At 71.1% G+C, this 13864-nt stretch carries 16 protein-coding genes; 10 read left to right on the forward strand and 6 right to left on the reverse strand.

Annotation, left to right across the window (positions count from 1 at the left end):
• From OL599_RS18855 to OL599_RS18865, 3 genes are all read left to right on the forward strand, one after another.
• Window positions 1-776: CoA transferase (locus OL599_RS18855; protein WP_264715438.1), on the forward strand; the 776-nt coding region annotated here is incomplete at its 5' end.
• Between the two features lie 84 nt (window positions 777-860).
• On the forward strand, window positions 861-1088 hold the full coding sequence (rpmE, locus tag OL599_RS18860) for a 50S ribosomal protein L31 (protein ID WP_264715439.1): 228 nt from the start codon (window positions 861-863) through the stop codon (window positions 1086-1088).
• A 185-nt stretch (window positions 1089-1273) separates the two neighbouring features.
• Window positions 1274-1744: an Hsp20 family protein gene (locus tag OL599_RS18865; RefSeq protein WP_264715440.1), complete on the forward strand. Its 471-nt coding sequence runs from the start codon at window positions 1274-1276 to the stop codon at window positions 1742-1744.
• 59 nt (window positions 1745-1803) lie between these two features.
• Here the strand turns inward: OL599_RS18865 and OL599_RS18870 are convergent, their stop codons facing one another.
• Window positions 1804-2001 carry a DUF1192 domain-containing protein gene (locus tag OL599_RS18870; RefSeq protein ID WP_264715441.1) on the reverse strand — a complete coding sequence of 66 codons (198 nt, stop codon included), beginning with the start codon at window positions 1999-2001 and terminating at the stop codon, window positions 1804-1806.
• A gap of 164 nt (window positions 2002-2165) precedes the next feature.
• Here OL599_RS18870 and OL599_RS18875 point away from each other — a divergent pair, with 164 nt between their 5' ends.
• A complete protein-coding gene (locus OL599_RS18875; protein ID WP_264715442.1) occupies window positions 2166-2744 on the forward strand; it encodes a DUF1013 domain-containing protein in 579 nt (192 codons plus the stop codon).
• 68 nt (window positions 2745-2812) lie between these two features.
• Here OL599_RS18875 and OL599_RS18880 read toward each other — a convergent pair whose 3' ends face one another.
• Window positions 2813-2992: a DUF465 domain-containing protein gene (locus OL599_RS18880; protein ID WP_264715443.1), complete on the reverse strand. Its 180-nt coding sequence runs from the start codon at window positions 2990-2992 to the stop codon at window positions 2813-2815.
• Between the two features lie 203 nt (window positions 2993-3195).
• On the opposite strand from OL599_RS18880, the gene OL599_RS18885 reads away from it, so the two are divergent.
• The 3 genes from OL599_RS18885 to OL599_RS18895 are packed head-to-tail and all read left to right on the forward strand — an operon-like array spanning window position 3196 to window position 5098.
• Window positions 3196-3399 (forward strand): YdcH family protein, encoded by a 204-nt coding sequence (locus tag OL599_RS18885; protein ID WP_264715444.1) that lies wholly within the window; start codon window positions 3196-3198, stop codon window positions 3397-3399.
• 11 nt (window positions 3400-3410) lie between these two features.
• Window positions 3411-3911 carry a 5-(carboxyamino)imidazole ribonucleotide mutase gene (gene purE / locus OL599_RS18890; protein ID WP_264715445.1) on the forward strand — a complete coding sequence of 167 codons (501 nt, stop codon included), beginning with the start codon at window positions 3411-3413 and terminating at the stop codon, window positions 3909-3911.
• A complete protein-coding gene (locus OL599_RS18895) occupies window positions 3908-5098 on the forward strand; it encodes a 5-(carboxyamino)imidazole ribonucleotide synthase (RefSeq protein WP_264715446.1) in 1191 nt (396 codons plus the stop codon). Before purE ends, OL599_RS18895 begins: the two co-directional genes overlap by 4 nt.
• 9 nt (window positions 5099-5107) lie before the next feature.
• Here OL599_RS18895 and OL599_RS18900 read toward each other — a convergent pair whose 3' ends face one another.
• On the reverse strand, window positions 5108-5692 hold the full coding sequence (locus tag OL599_RS18900) for a nucleoside 2-deoxyribosyltransferase (RefSeq protein ID WP_264715447.1): 585 nt from the start codon (window positions 5690-5692) through the stop codon (window positions 5108-5110).
• Window positions 5693-5768: 76 nt separating this feature from the next.
• A complete protein-coding gene (locus OL599_RS18905) occupies window positions 5769-7976 on the reverse strand; it encodes a PAS-domain containing protein (RefSeq protein ID WP_264715448.1) in 2208 nt (735 codons plus the stop codon).
• A gap of 351 nt (window positions 7977-8327) precedes the next feature.
• On the opposite strand from OL599_RS18905, the gene OL599_RS18910 reads away from it, so the two are divergent.
• The 3 genes from OL599_RS18910 to OL599_RS18920 all read left to right on the forward strand — a co-directional run bounded on the left by OL599_RS18910 (window position 8328) and on the right by OL599_RS18920 (window position 12346).
• Entirely contained in the window at window positions 8328-9545 is a 1218-nt protein-coding gene (locus OL599_RS18910; protein WP_264715449.1) for an NADP-dependent isocitrate dehydrogenase, read from the forward strand.
• A 17-nt stretch (window positions 9546-9562) separates the two neighbouring features.
• Complete coding sequence (locus OL599_RS18915) at window positions 9563-10693, forward strand: MFS transporter (protein ID WP_264715450.1); 1131 nt, start codon at window positions 9563-9565, stop codon at window positions 10691-10693.
• 789 nt (window positions 10694-11482) lie between these two features.
• Window positions 11483-12346: a dienelactone hydrolase family protein gene (locus tag OL599_RS18920; protein ID WP_264715451.1), complete on the forward strand. Its 864-nt coding sequence runs from the start codon at window positions 11483-11485 to the stop codon at window positions 12344-12346.
• Between the two features lie 15 nt (window positions 12347-12361).
• Here OL599_RS18920 and OL599_RS18925 read toward each other — a convergent pair whose 3' ends face one another.
• Window positions 12362-12946 carry a hypothetical protein gene (locus OL599_RS18925; RefSeq protein ID WP_264715452.1) on the reverse strand — a complete coding sequence of 195 codons (585 nt, stop codon included), beginning with the start codon at window positions 12944-12946 and terminating at the stop codon, window positions 12362-12364.
• Between the two features lie 17 nt (window positions 12947-12963).
• Window positions 12964-13803: a DUF2092 domain-containing protein gene (locus tag OL599_RS18930; RefSeq protein WP_264715453.1), complete on the reverse strand. Its 840-nt coding sequence runs from the start codon at window positions 13801-13803 to the stop codon at window positions 12964-12966.
• Window positions 13804-13864 lie beyond the last annotated feature (61 nt).

The following is a 13864-nucleotide window of genomic DNA, read 5'->3' on the forward strand; positions in this document are numbered from 1 at the left end:
TCTCCGGCCTGCGCGCGCTCGACCTCACCCGCGTCATCGCGGGTCCCGTCTGCGGCCGCGCGCTCGCCGCCCACGGCGCGGACGTGCTGCACATCACCGCGCCGCATCTGCCTTCGATCGGCCCGCTGGTCAGCGACACCGGCCGCGGCAAGCGCTCCGCCCAGCTCGACCTGCGCGACCCCGCCGGCCGCGCCACCCTGCGCCGGCTGCTGGCGGATGCCGACCTGTTCGTGCAGTCCTACCGCCCCGGCGCGCTGGCCGCCCACGGCTTCGGCCCCGAGGACGCCGCCGCCGCCCGCCCGGGGCTTGTCTATGTCGCCCTGTCCGCCTACGGCCACACCGGCCCCTGGGCCGGGCGGCGCGGCTTCGATTCCCTGGTGCAGACCGCCAGCGGCTTCAACCACGCCGAGGCCGAGGCGGCCGGCGCCCCCGGCCAGCCGAAGCCGCTGCCCTGCCAGGCGCTGGACCACGCCTCCGGCTACCTGATGGCGTTCGGCGCGCTCGCGGCCGTGCTGCGCCGGGCCGAGGAGGGTGGAAGCTGGCTGGTGCGCGTGTCGCTGGCCGGCACCGGGCGCTGGCTGCGCGGCCTCGGCCGGGTGCCGAACGGCCTCGCCTGCCCCGATCCCGACCAGGACGCCGTGGCCGACCTGCTGGAGACCACCGACAGCGGCTTCGGCCGCCTCAACGCGATCCGCCACGCCGCCGCGCTGAGCGAGACGCCGGCGCACTGGGCGCTGCCTTCGGTCCCGCTCGGCACCCACCCGGCGGCATGGTGAGCTTGCCTCCGCCGCCCCGCGTCGCTATACGCCCCGCTTTGCCCGGGCGGTCGGATCGGCCGGGCCATCCAGCACAGGTGCGACATGAAGCCGGGCATCCACCCTGAATACCACGAGATCATCGTCATCATGACCGATGGCACGACGTTCAAGACCCGCTCCTGCGCCGGCAAGCCCGGCGAGACGCTGCGGCTGGACATCGACCCGAAGTCGCACCCGGCCTGGACCGGCGTTCAGCGCATCATGGACACCGGCGGCCAGGTGGCGAAGTTCAACAAGAAGTTCGCGGGCATCGGCGCCAAGAAGGCCTGAGATCCGAACGACCGCGCCGCCGCGCCGGCTGCGTGCTTTCTGCAGGCGCCGCCCCCTTGAACGGGGGGCGGCGCTTTCTTATTTCGGTAGCGTCCGGAGCGCCCTGCTGGGGTTCCGGGGCCTGAGCCGGGCCGGCCCATCAGGGCGGCCCACACTGGAAACCTTGCTCCTGCAGGAGGTTCGCAATGAACGCCCTCAATCTGTCCCCGTTGTTCCGCACCGCTATCGGTTTCGACCGGCTGGCGCGGCTGGCCGATTCCGCCGCCGCTTCGGCCAACGTGACCTATCCCCCCTACAACATCGAAAAGACCGGTGAGGACAGCTATCGCCTCACCATGGCCGTCGCCGGCTTCGGCCCGGACGACATCGAGCTGACGGTGAAGGACAACACCCTGCTCATCGCCGGCCAACCGTCCAACGAGGCCACGCAGACCGAGATCCTCTATCGCGGCATCGCCGGCCGCGCCTTCGAGCGCCGCTTCGTGCTCGCCGACCACATCGTCGTCGAAGGAGCGGACCTGCGAAACGGCCTGCTGCATGTCGGCCTGAAGCGCGTGGTGCCCGAGGCGCTGAAACCGCGCCGCATCCCCGTCGGCACCGCGCCGGTTGCGCCTGCGCTCGCCAACGACGCCCAGGCGCCCAGCCAGGCCGCGTAACGGCCCGGATTCGTCGCGAAGGGGGCCGGGAACGTCCGGCCCCCTTCTTCCGTACCCGCTCAGCCGGGCGGCTTGCGGAAGAACGCGTCCGCCGCGCTGCGGTGATGCTGCTTGCGGGCGATCTCCGCCTCCACCCGCGCGATCTCCGTCTGCAGCTCCACGATATATTCGCACAGCTCCTCGACTCCCATCAGGTCCAGCACCGGCGGCTGCAGCCGGGCGCGCTTCGGCCGCGGCAGGTCGTCTTCGGTGACCATCGTCGTTTTTCTCCATTTCCGTTCGTCAGGGCAGTGTTGCGCGGCTTGACCCAAATGGGGGTCGAGGTCCATATGCCCGGCTTTCCCGCAATCCTCGCCGGCTGCCCTTGCGGGACACGAGTGGCCGCCCGGGGACCTGCCCAGGGATGTGAAGGTAAAACGATATGACACTCCCGCTGATGCCGAAGGCCACCGCCGTGTGGCTGATCGAAAAGACCGCCCTGACCTTCACCCAGATCGCGGATTTCTGCGGCATGCATCCGCTCGAGGTCCAGGCGATCGCCGATGGCGAAGTGGCGCAGGGCATCGTCGGCTACGACCCCGTGGCCAACAGCCAGCTGACCGCGGCCGAGATCAAGCGCTGCGAGGCGGATCCGAACCTGCGGCTGAAGCTGCTGCCCACCACCCTGCCGCCGCCGAAGCGCTCCAAGGGTGCGCGCTACACCCCCGTGGCCAAGCGCAACGACCGCCCGGACGGCATCGCCTTCCTGCTGCGCAACTATCCGCAGCTCAGCGAGGTGCAGATCGCCAAGCTGATGGGCACCACGAAGGACACCATCCAGAAAGTGCGCGACCGCACCCACTGGAACTCGCCCAACATCAAGCCGCGCGACCCCGTGATCCTCGGCCTGTGCAGCCAGACCGACCTGAACGCCATGGTCACGCAGGCGAACGAGCGCCTGGCGCGCGAGGGTCACGCCGTCCCGCCGCTGCCGTCACCCGAGGCCGACGAGGCCGCCTGACCGTCGCGGCCGGTCAGGCACCCTCGGCCGTGGGAAGATGTGGCGAAATGCGGGGCGCGCGGATCGCGTCAGTGCCGTGGCCCGGCCTGCCTCAGCCGTTCCATTTCCTCCTTCAGTCGCAGCTTCTCGAGCTTGAGCTTGGAAAGCATCTCGGCATCGGGGCGGGGACGCTGGTCTTCCTCGGCGATCCGGGATTCCAGGCTGGCATGCCGGATTTTCAGGCTCTCGAGGCGGGACTGCAGTCTCATGGGGCCTCCTGTTCTGGCATATCGTCCGCCGGTCCGGAAGCGGCCGGCGCGGGCTCGGTGTCCGATACCGTACCAATACATGGGTACGCGATCGGCGACGGCAACTCTACGCGCATTCGCGTGACCGGTGCACGCGGACTCGCGGCACCGTCCGCGCCCGCGGATCGTGGCGGCGCTCCGGGCGCGCGTGGTAGAAGGCGCCCATGCTGACCGATCGCGACTCACTGCTGCGCAAGCTGCATGAACTGCGGAGCGAACACCGAGACCTGGACACCGTCATCGCCCGCCTCGTCGAGGCCGGCCCGGTGGACCAGTTGCACCTGCAGCGCCTGAAGAAGCGCAAGCTGCTTCTGAAAGACGAGATCTCCTGGCTGGAATCCCGCCTCATCCCCGACAGCATCGCCTAGGCCCGTTCACGATGACCAAACCGCCGCTGGTGGGAATCATCATGGGCAGCCAGTCCGACTGGCCGACCATGCGCCACACCGCCGAATACCTCGACCGCCTGGGCGTCCCCTACGAGACCCGCATCGTCTCCGCCCACCGCACCCCCGACCGGCTGGCCGAATACGCCAAGGCCGCACGGGGCCGCGGCCTGCGCATCATCGTCGCCGGCGCCGGCGGCGCCGCCCACCTGCCTGGCATGGCCGCCGCCTTCACGCCGCTGCCGGTGTTTGGCGTTCCCGTGGAAAGCCATGCGCTCAAGGGCATGGATTCATTGCTTTCCATCGTGCAGATGCCGGCCGGCATCCCGGTCGGCGCCCTGGCCATTGGCCGCGCCGGCGCGGTCAACGCCGCCCTGCTCGCCGCCGCCGTCCTCGCCACCACCGACCCCGCTCTGGCCGACCGGCTCGACGCCCTGCGCGCCGAGCAGACCGAAGCGGTGGCCGAACAGCCCGTGGACACCCCCCCGGCATGACCCGGCCGCTCGCTTCCGTTCCGCTGGCCGACGCCGCCCCCCGCCGCAACGGCGCGATCGGCCCCAATGGCGTCATCGGCATCGTCGGCGGCGGCCAGCTCGGCCGCATGTCGGCGCTGGCCGCGGCGCGCCTGGGCTATCGCTGCCACATCCTCACGCCCGAGCCGGACAGCCCGGCCGCCCAGGTCTGCGACGGCATCACCCTCGGCGACTACGAAGACCCGCAGGCGATCTGCGACTTCGCCGCCCGCGTCGACGTCATCACCTTCGAGTTCGAGAATGTCAGCGCCGAAGGGCTCGACCTGCTGGCCGCGCTGAAGCCCGTGCGCCCCGCGCCCGCCGTGCTGCGCATTAGCCAGGACCGCATCGCCGAGAAATCCTTCCTCAACGGTGCCGGCGTGCCCACCGCCCCGTGGCGCCCGGTGGAAACCCTGGCCGAGCTGCAGGCGGCCGCGGCCGAGCTCGGCCTGCCGGCGATCCTCAAGACCAGCCGCCTGGGCTATGACGGCAAGGGCCAGGCGCTGCTGCGCAGCCCCGCCGACCTCGCCGCCGCCTTCGAAGCACTGTCTCCCAAACCATTGATCCTGGAAGGTTTCGTCGACTTCGCCTGCGAGATCAGCGTGCTCGTGGCACGCGGCACGGACGGCACCACCGTGCCCTTCGACACCGTCGAGAACAGCCACCGCGACCACATCCTGGACCTGACCTACGCCCCCGCCCGCATCCCGGACGCCACCGCCGAAGCCTCCCAGGCGATGGCGCGGCGGGTGGCGGAGGGGCTGGACCTCGTCGGCCTGCTCGCGGTCGAGATGTTCGTCGCCGCCGATGGCCGGGTGCTCGCCAACGAGATCGCGCCGCGCCCGCACAATTCCGGCCACTGGACCATCGACGCCTGCCCCGCCAGCCAGTTCGAGCAGCATATCCGCGCTGTCGCTGGCCTGCCGCTGCTGCCGGCGGTGCGGCACTCCGATGCGGTGATGAAGAACCTGGTGGGCCCCGAGGAGACCGCGCTGTGGCCGCAGATCGTGGCCACCCCCGGCCTGATCCCGCATCTCTATGGCAAGGCCGAAGCCCGCCCCGGCCGCAAGATGGGCCACGTCACCCGGTTGTTCCCGCGCGGCGCCCTTCCCGGCCCCTTCGCCGTCGCCGCCGCCCTCGGCCCGCTGGCACCGACTCCGGAAGACTAGAATTTCGCATTAACAGCGGCTTGCAGCACCCAGCAGCATCCGCGACGCAGCCGCGACGCAGCGTTCGAACACGGACAGATCGACCCAGCGCGCGGCCGCCGGCACCTCTGCCGCGAACAACGCCCCGCCCGACGCCAGCACGGCGCCGTCGATCATCAGGTTGTCGGCCAACCCGAACGCCTCGATCAGCAGCCCCTCGTCGTCGCGCCACGCCCCGTCCACCCCGCGCCGCCCGCCGCCCACGAAGGCCCGCGTGCGCTCGGTGAACAACGCCGCCGTGTTCGACCACCCGAACACCGGCCGGCCCAGCGCGCGCATGAAACCCACCTCGAACACCGTCCCGGCATCGGCACTCGGTCCGCGAAACGGCGTCAGATTGGCGATCACGGCAGCGGCCCTGCGAATATGCGCCTCGTTGCACAGCGCGATCCGCCGCGCCGCGCCCAAGCCCGCCCACGCCGACGGCTCGCCCTCCAGGCAATCCAGCGGCGAGACGCCGCGCAGCCCGTGGCGCGCGCACACCGCCTTCAGCGCCGCCGCCCGCCCGGCCGCGTCCGGCAGGAAGACATCAGGACCAGCCAGATAGACCCGCATCCGCGAAGCCTGCCCGCTCCGGCGCGGGAAAGGAAGCAAGGCGGCGGGACGATCGGCCTGCGTGCCTCCGCGAGATCTACGCCGCCTGGGCCTGCAGCATGCCGCGGATCAGGCTGGTGCTCTGGTCGAGTTCGGTTTCGAGGCCTTGCAAGGCGGCGGCGGCGCCGCCCAGGTCAGCGGCGCCGGCCAGGGCCATGACCCGGCGCATGCGCCGCTCCACGGCGGTGAACCCGTAGCTGCCGGCCATGCCGGCGAGCGCGTGGGCGGCGCTGATGGCCGCCGCGGCGTCACCCATGGCCAGTGTCATCTTGAGCGGGTCCAGGCGGGCGTGGATATCCGTCAGACATTGCTCGACCAGGGTGGCGAACAGGCCGGACGGCAGGCCGCGCTGCAGCTCCGCCAGATGCGCGGCATCGACCAGCCCGCAGCCGGCGATCCCGTTCGGGATGAACGGCGCCGCCGACGGCGGCGCGGCGGCCGGTCCGATCGTCCGGGCCAGCATGTCGAACAGCTCAGCCGGGCGCAGCGGCTTGGCCAGGATCGCGGCGACGCCCAGATCCAGGCAACACGCGACATCGGCCTGGGTGGCGCTGCCGGTGAGGACGATCACCGGCACCTGGCCCGCAGGCGCCGGCAAGGCACGGATGCGCCCCACCGCCTCGCAGCCGGCGACGCCCGGCATGTTGAGGTCCATGAGCACCAGGTCGTAGGGGCGGTGCGTCACCAGGCGCACGGCCTCGGCCCCGGAGTCCGCGGTGTCCACCCGGTGCCCCTCGCGCCGCAGCAGGGCCGCGGTCAGCAGCCGGTTGGTGGCGATGTCCTCGACCAGAAGCACGGCGGCGCGGCGCAGCCGGGCCATCGGCGCCGGCCGCGCCACCGGGTTCGCCGGCGCGTCGGCCAGCGGCAGGACGAGCCAGAATTCGTTGCCGTCGCCCAGGCCGTCGCCAGCGTCGGCCGCACAGCCGGCGAGGCCGATCTTTCCACCCATCAGCCCCGCCAGCCGCTCGCAGATGGCCAGCCCCAGGCCGGTGCCGGGCGCCCCCGCGTTCACCGCATCGTCCAGCCGCACGAAGGGCTGGAACAGCTGCGCCGCCTGCGCCTCGGCGATGCGCGGCCCCTGGTCGCGCACGGCCAGCCGCACCCCCGGCTGCCCAGCCAACGGCACCATTGCCGCACGCAGCAAGACCACGCCGGGCCGCGAGAACTTGGCCGCGTTGCTGACGAAGTTCATCACCACCTGCCGCAGCCGGCCGGCGTCGGCGAACAGCAGCACCGGCACGTCCGCGGCCACGTCAAGCTGCAGCCGCACGCCGCGCGCGGCCGCTGGCGCGCGGAACATGCCGCACACCGCGGCCAGCAGCGGGCGCAGCTCGAACTCCGTGGGGCGCAGCTCCAGCCGCCCGGCATCCATCTTCGACAGATCGAGAATGTCGTTGACGAGGTCCAGCAAGGTGTCGCCGGCCTGGCGCGCGGTGTCGGCCAGCCGGCGCTGCGCGTCCGACAGGCCCTCCTCCTCCAGCAGCGCCAGGCTGCTGATCACGGCGTTCAGCGGCACCCGGATCTCATGGCTGACCATGGCCAGGGCCTGCGCCTTCTGCTCCAGCGCCGCCTCGCGTGCCCGGCGGGCCTCGCGCCGGGCCGCCTCGGCCTGCTTGCGGGCGGTGATGTCGGTGTAGAACGTCACGATCCCGCCGCCCGGCAGCGCGGCGCGGCGCAGCTCCACCGACCGCCCATCGGGGCGCAGCCGCTCGGCGACGCCGATGCCGGCGTAGCTGCGCATCAGCGCGATCCGCCGTTTCACCTCGGCTTCCAGCGCCTCGGTGCCGTCCAGTGGCCCGAACTCGCCCAGGCGGGCCTGGGCCCGGACCATCTCTTCCATCGTCACGCCGGGGCGCAGGATCTCCCGCGGCACGCCGGTCAGTTCGGGGTAGCGGTCGTTCCATTGCACCAGGCGCAGATCGGCATCGACCATCATCACGCCGTCGGCCATGGCGGACAGCGTCACCTGCAGCAGCGCGGCCTTCGCCTCGGCGCGGGCGGTCCCGTCCTGCGCCATCTGCAGCTCCCGCCGGCGCGCACCGCGCGCTTCGCGGAACAGCAGCAGCGCGCCGGCCGTCGCCATCCCCAGGCCCAGCAGCGTCACCAGCGAGGAGGCCGCACCTGGCGGCTCGGGGATCGTGGCCGATCCCTCTGCGGGCCAGGATCGCGGATGCTGCTCGGACTCCGCGATCAGCGCCGCCGATACGCCGGCGACCACCAGGCCCAGGACGAGCACAAGGCGCATGCGTCCGGTCACTGCGACTGTGCCGGAACGATGGGGGCTTGGGCCGCCAAGGAAGGGAGTGTGACCTGTCATGAACGGCGCCGAGTCTGCGCCGCCCGATGTTAATGCTCCCTTTGGATTCTATCCGGGTACCGGGAATATCCGCAACCTGGAATGGATCGCACGCCCCCGCCGCTGCAACCTGGGCGGCCCCCGTCACGATCCGGCGGCGGCATGAACAACCCGCCGCGTTTGCGCCCGCAGCCTCGCGTGGCCGCGGCTTGCCGCGCCGATGCCGGGATGCTTATGTCCGGCCGCACATCGCACGAACGGGCCGCAACGTGCGGCCGCGCAAGCTTTCAAGAGGTCGGAATGGCGAAAATCAAGGTGAAGACCCCTGTGGTCGAGCTCGACGGGGACGAGATGACCCGGATCATCTGGGGCTTCATCAAGGAGAAGCTGATCCTGCCCTATCTCGACATCGACCTGAAATATTACGATCTCGGCATCGAGTACCGCGACCAGACCGACGACCAGGTGACGGTGGACGCCGCCCACGCCATCAAGCAGTACGGCGTCGGCGTGAAATGCGCCACCATCACGCCGGACGAGGCGCGCGTGGCCGAGTTCAAGCTGAAGAAGATGTGGCGCAGCCCGAACGGCACCATCCGCAACATCCTCGACGGCACGATCTTCCGCGAGCCGATCATCTGCAGCAACGTGCCGCGCCTGGTGGGGCACTGGTCGCAGCCCATCGTCATCGGCCGCCACGCCTATGGCGACATCTACCGCGCCACCGAGACCAAGATCCCCGGCCCCGGCAAGGTGACCCTGAACTACCAGCCGGCCGACGGCGGCCCGCTGCAGGTGATGGACGTGTTCGACTTCAAGGGCCCGGGCGTGGCCATGGGCATGCACAACACCAAGGCCTCGATCGAGGGCTTCGCGCGCGCCAGCTTCAACTACGGCCTGCAGCGCAAGTATCCGGTGTACCTGTCCACCAAGAACACCATCCTCAAGGCCTATGACGGCATGTTCAAGGACGTGTTCCAGGACATCTTCGACGCCGAGTTCAAGGCCCGGTTCGATGCCCTCGGCCTGACCTACGAGCACCGCCTGATCGACGACATGGTCGCCAGCGCGCTGAAGTGGAACGGCGGCTACGTGTGGGCCTGCAAGAACTACGACGGCGACGTGGAAAGCGACGTGGTGGCCCAGGGCTTCGGCTCGCTTGGCCTCATGACCAGCGTGCTGATGAGCCCGGACGGCAAGACGGTGGAGAGCGAGGCCGCGCACGGCACCGTCACCCGCCACTATCGCGAGCACCAGAAGGGCCGCGAGACCAGCACCAACCCGATCGCCTCGATCTTCGCCTGGACCCGCGGCCTGATCTATCGCGGCAAGTTCGACAACACCCCCGACGTCACCGCCTTCGCCGAGACGCTGGAGCGCGTCTGCATCGAGACGGTGGAGAGCGGCCACATGACCAAGGACCTGGCCGTGCTGATCTCCAAGGACCAGAAGTGGCTGAACACGCAGGACTTCCTCGCCAAGATCGACGAGAACCTGCAGAAGGCCATGGCCGCCTGAGCACTGTTGCGGGTCGCATGGCGGGCACTCTCGCCGCCCGCCGCGCGACCCGCCTCGTCTTCCTCCTCGTCGGCATCGCCACCGCCACCTGGGCGCCGCTGGTGCCCGACGCGAAGCTGCGGCTCGGCCTCGACGATGCCGGCCTCGGCCTGGTGCTGCTGGGGCTCGGCGGCGGCGCGCTGGCCGCCACCACCCTCGCCGGCCTCGCCACCCACCGCTTCGGCGGCCGGGTGGTGATGCTGGCGGGCGGATTTGCCGCCTGCGCCACCCTGCCCGCCCTTGCCCTTGCCCCGTCCGCCGCGCTGCTGGCCGCCGCCCTGACCCTGTTCGGCGCCGCCCTGGGGGCGGTCGATATCGCCATGAACGCCCAGGCGGTGGTGGTGGAGCGCGCCGCCGCCCGGCCGCTGCTGTCCGGCTTCCATGGCATGTTCAGCCTTGGCGGCCTGCTCGGCGCCGCCGGGGTCAGCGTGCTGCTGCTGGCCGGCGTCTCCCCGGCGGCGGCCGCCGGCGCCGTCGCCGTGCTGCTGGCCGCCCTGCTGCTGTCCCAGGCCCGCTTCCTGCTGCCGCACCTGCCGCAGGCCGGCAACGCCCTGGTGCTGCCGCGCGGCCGCCTCGCGCTGCTCGGCGGGCTCTGCTTCATCGCCTTTCTCGCCGAGGGCGCGATCCTGGACTGGAGCGCGGTGTTCCTGCGCTTCTCCCGCGGCGCCGACGTCGCCACCGCCGGCCTGGGCTATGCCGCCTTCTCCGTCACCATGGCGCTGACCCGGCTTTGCGGTGATGCGCTGACCGCGCGCGCCGGGGCCGTGCGGATGCTGCGGCTGGGGGCGCTGGTGGCCGCCGCGGGCTTCGCCGCGGCCAGCGCCCTGCCCCAGGCCTGGGCGTCGCTGCTCGGCTTCGCCGTGGTGGGGCTGGGGCTGGCCAACATGGTGCCGCTGCTGCTGGGTGCCGCCGGAAGGCTGCCGGGCATTCCCGCGGGCCCCGCCATTTCCGCCGCCGCCACGCCGGGCTATGTGGGGCTGCTGCTCGGCCCCGCCCTGGTGGGCTTCGCCGCCAGCCGCACCGGCCTGCCGGTGGCGCTGGCGGGGCTCTGCCTGTTGCTACTCTGCGTGCTGGCCTGCGCGCGGCGCGCGATGGCGGGCCGGGCCTGATTCGTTCTCACACAAAGGGGCTCCGCCATGGCCGTCCAAGCTCGACGGGGTCGCAGCCAGGACGCCGGGACGGCGCATATCAGGGTCGTGCCCCATCGCGTGATGTAGCAGCTGTGGATAAGTGGCCCGCCGCAGCGACCGCCGCGAGTCAGGCGTAGGCGGGCCACTTACCCACAGCGGTGGCCATAGCCTGTCCAAGGTCCTCACAGCCGCCCGGACCCGGGTCACCGCCGCGCATGACCTTCATCTCCACGCGTCCCTGCGGGAGAACGTCAGGGAGGTCCAGGTGCTCATTCCGAGTTCCTGGTTGACACAGGCTGTCTTGCGGGGCGTCCCAATCAACCGTCGCGATCAACCGTCGCGCGGGAGAACCGGGATCTAGTGGCAGGATTCGGGATACCAATAGCAATAGGTCGGACGCGGCTGCACACAGCCGCTGAGTGACGCTGCGGTCGCGAGAAGAAGTACCGTGAGGATCAAGCGCTTCATGGGATGCTCCATTTTGATCGGACGCTTGCGTTCACAGTCAAAAAAAGCCCGGCCCGCCCTCGAGGGGCAACGATGAGCCCGAATATGCTGCGCCCGGCGTCCCGCAGGGTCAATCTCAATCCGGCATGACCGAGCTGGACGCCGCCCGGCTGGAGCGTGGCGCCCCCTTCACCATGGCTTGCGCGCCGCAGGGGGCGCTGAACGCCCGCGCCGGGTGCTTGCCGTGCTGGCGTAACGGCGCAGCTTGCCGAATCCCGCCCCCGCCCCCACATCGACCGCACAATCAACGGGGAGGATGCCGTGAACGACCTTCGGGAAGTGTCCGGCCTGACCAACTACAAGCTCGCGCGCCGCGGCATGATGATGACCGGGCTGATGTCCGGCCTCACGCTCGCCACCACCCGCGTCGAGGCCCAGGTGATCCACACCGACACCACCGGCATCGATGCCGGCGAGGTGAAGATCCCCACCGCCGACGGCGAGCTGCCCGGCTACTTCGCCAAGCCCCAGGGCGCCGGCCCCTTCCCCATCGTGCTGGTGAACGAGGAGATCTTCGGCGTCCACGACTACATCAAGGACACCTGCCGCCGCTTCGCCAAGCTCGGCTACGCCGCCATCGCGCCGGAGGTGTATGCCCGCCTCGGCGACCTGTCGAAGATGACCGATGTCGGCCAGATCTTCAGCCAGATCGTCAGCAAGGCCCCGGACGCCACCCTGATGTCCGACCTCGACGCCGCCGTGAAATACGCGGCGGCGCATGGCGGCGATCCCAACCGCCTGGGCGTGACCGGCTTCTGCCGCGGCGGCCGCAACACCTGGCTCTACGCCGCCCACAACCCCGCCCTGAAGGCCGCCGTCGCCTGGTACGGCCCGGTGGTTGGCACGCCCACCGCCATTCAGCCGAAAACCCCCATGGACATCGCCGGCGAGCTCAAATGCCCGCTGCTCGGCCTCTATGGCGGCAAGGACACCGGCATCAAGGTGGACGACGTGCAGGCCGCCGCCGCCAAGGCCCGCGCCAGCGACGGCATCGTGGAGATCGTGGTCTACCCCGACGCCCCGCACGGCTTCCACGCCGACTACCGCCCCAGCTACCGCGCCGAGGACGCCGCCGACGGCTGGAAGCGGCTGCAGGCCTGGTTCAGGAAATACGGCGTGGCGTAAGCAGCGGCGCCCCCCTCAGGGCGCCGGCACCACCAGGTAGTACACCCCGTTCGCCCCATAGGCGGGCGTCATCCAGGCGCGGCCGCAGAAGTAGTAAGGCTTCCCGCCATAGGGGCTGTAGCCGCAGCCGGCGGGAAGGGCCGCATAAGTGGCGCCCATGGGATAAGCCGCCGCCACAGCCGCATTCGCCGCTGCGGCATTGGCCGAGGCGGCGCCGGCCATGGCGCCCACCGCAACCCCGGCCGCGCCCGCCGCCACCGCCGCCCCCGCCGGCACGCCCCACCCGCCGCCGCCGCAATTGTAGCAGCCGGTGGCGCCGTAATGGTTCACCACCACCGGCTGATGGTAGTAGGCGCCGGACGGTGCCGTCGTGCCGTGCCAGGCGCCGCCGTAGTCGCTGACATGCGCCGCCCCCTCCGGCCCCACCGCCGTGCCATGCGCGTAGCCGCCGTAATTGCTGCCATGCGCGACGCCTTCCGGCGTGACCGACGTGGCATGCTCGAACCCGCCATAGCCGCCGGAGTGGTACCAGGCCTGGGCCTGCCGCACCGGCAAGGCGGCGACCAGCACGGCCGCCGCCGCGCGCGCCAACGTCCTCATCGCACCATTCCCCTTGTTCACGGCTGCTTCGGCGCGGCCGGCGCGGCCTGGCTCGCCCCGGGCGCCGTCCCCGGCCCCGGCGGCGCGAACGGCACCGGCATCGCATGCCGCGCGGGCTCGGAGGCGAACGCATCGTCGCTGACCGCATCGCCGAGCCGCCAGTCGGAGAAATCGGTCTGGTAGCGCGCGTGCCCCGGCTCGTTCGGATACACCACCCGCACCATGCGCGGCAGATGGTCGTCCTTCCCGATCCAGATCTCCGCCTGCACCGTCGGGCTGGCCACCGCCACCATGTCGGTCACCGTGCCGCCCACCACCTTCGACTGCCCGACGACGAAGGCCGAGGTCATCGTCTTGGCCATGTCGGCATAGGGGTCGGACATGATCACGTCGCTGAACGGGAAATAGATCGCCGCTTTCTCCCACGCCGCATCCACCAGCTCGTCGATCGAGGGCGGCGCCTCGGCCACCGCCGCCAGGTTCACCTCCGGCACGAACGCCACCATGGTCTTGCCGTCGTAGTAGAACTCGTCCGCCGTCCCGTCCCCGGGGGTGATCACCCGCAGCTTGTCCGGCCGGCGCAAGGTCACCTGGTTCAGCGTCGTGTAATACAGCGGCTGCCCGTTCACTGCCGGGCGTTCATAGGTATTGAGCGCGGTGAACGACATCGACGCCGCCTCGGCCAGCGTCTCGCCCGCCGCCTTGAGGATCGCAACGGCTTCCGGCTGCAGCGCCGGCGGCTGCCCGGCCAGAGGCGCCTGCGCCGCGGGCGGGGGCGGCTGCGCCGGCGCCTTGGCCAGCGGCACCGCACCCATCGCGAGGGCAACCACCAATCGCGTGACGCCGGGACGTGTCATCGCGGATCTCCTGCTGGCGTGGCGGAGGGCGTAACTTCGGCCGGCTCGCTTGCTGCCGCGC

It is taken from the genome of Limobrevibacterium gyesilva (assembly GCF_025989185.1).
GTDB classification, from domain to species: Bacteria; Pseudomonadota; Alphaproteobacteria; order Acetobacterales; family Acetobacteraceae; genus Limobrevibacterium; species Limobrevibacterium gyesilva.

Bases quoted from the DNA above. Each gene is read 5' to 3' on its own strand.
- rpmE (WP_264715439.1), top strand. From the start codon at position 861: ATGAAGCCGGGCATCCACCCTGAATACCACGAGATCATCGTCATCATG.
- OL599_RS18865 (WP_264715440.1), top strand. From the start codon at position 1,274: ATGAACGCCCTCAATCTGTCCCCGTTGTTCCGCACCGCTATCGGTTTC.
- OL599_RS18870 (WP_264715441.1), bottom strand. From the start codon at position 2,001: ATGGTCACCGAAGACGACCTGCCGCGGCCGAAGCGCGCCCGGCTGCAG.
- OL599_RS18875 (WP_264715442.1), top strand. From the start codon at position 2,166: ATGACACTCCCGCTGATGCCGAAGGCCACCGCCGTGTGGCTGATCGAA.
- OL599_RS18880 (WP_264715443.1), bottom strand. From the start codon at position 2,992: ATGAGACTGCAGTCCCGCCTCGAGAGCCTGAAAATCCGGCATGCCAGC.
- OL599_RS18885 (WP_264715444.1), top strand. From the start codon at position 3,196: ATGCTGACCGATCGCGACTCACTGCTGCGCAAGCTGCATGAACTGCGG.
- purE (WP_264715445.1), top strand. From the start codon at position 3,411: ATGACCAAACCGCCGCTGGTGGGAATCATCATGGGCAGCCAGTCCGAC.
- OL599_RS18895 (WP_264715446.1), top strand. From the start codon at position 3,908: ATGACCCGGCCGCTCGCTTCCGTTCCGCTGGCCGACGCCGCCCCCCGC.
- OL599_RS18900 (WP_264715447.1), bottom strand. From the start codon at position 5,692: ATGCGGGTCTATCTGGCTGGTCCTGATGTCTTCCTGCCGGACGCGGCC.
- OL599_RS18905 (WP_264715448.1), bottom strand. From the start codon at position 7,976: ATGCGCCTTGTGCTCGTCCTGGGCCTGGTGGTCGCCGGCGTATCGGCG.
- OL599_RS18910 (WP_264715449.1), top strand. From the start codon at position 8,328: ATGGCGAAAATCAAGGTGAAGACCCCTGTGGTCGAGCTCGACGGGGAC.
- OL599_RS18915 (WP_264715450.1), top strand. From the start codon at position 9,563: ATGGCGGGCACTCTCGCCGCCCGCCGCGCGACCCGCCTCGTCTTCCTC.
- OL599_RS18925 (WP_264715452.1), bottom strand. From the start codon at position 12,946: ATGAGGACGTTGGCGCGCGCGGCGGCGGCCGTGCTGGTCGCCGCCTTG.
- OL599_RS18930 (WP_264715453.1), bottom strand. From the start codon at position 13,803: ATGACACGTCCCGGCGTCACGCGATTGGTGGTTGCCCTCGCGATGGGT.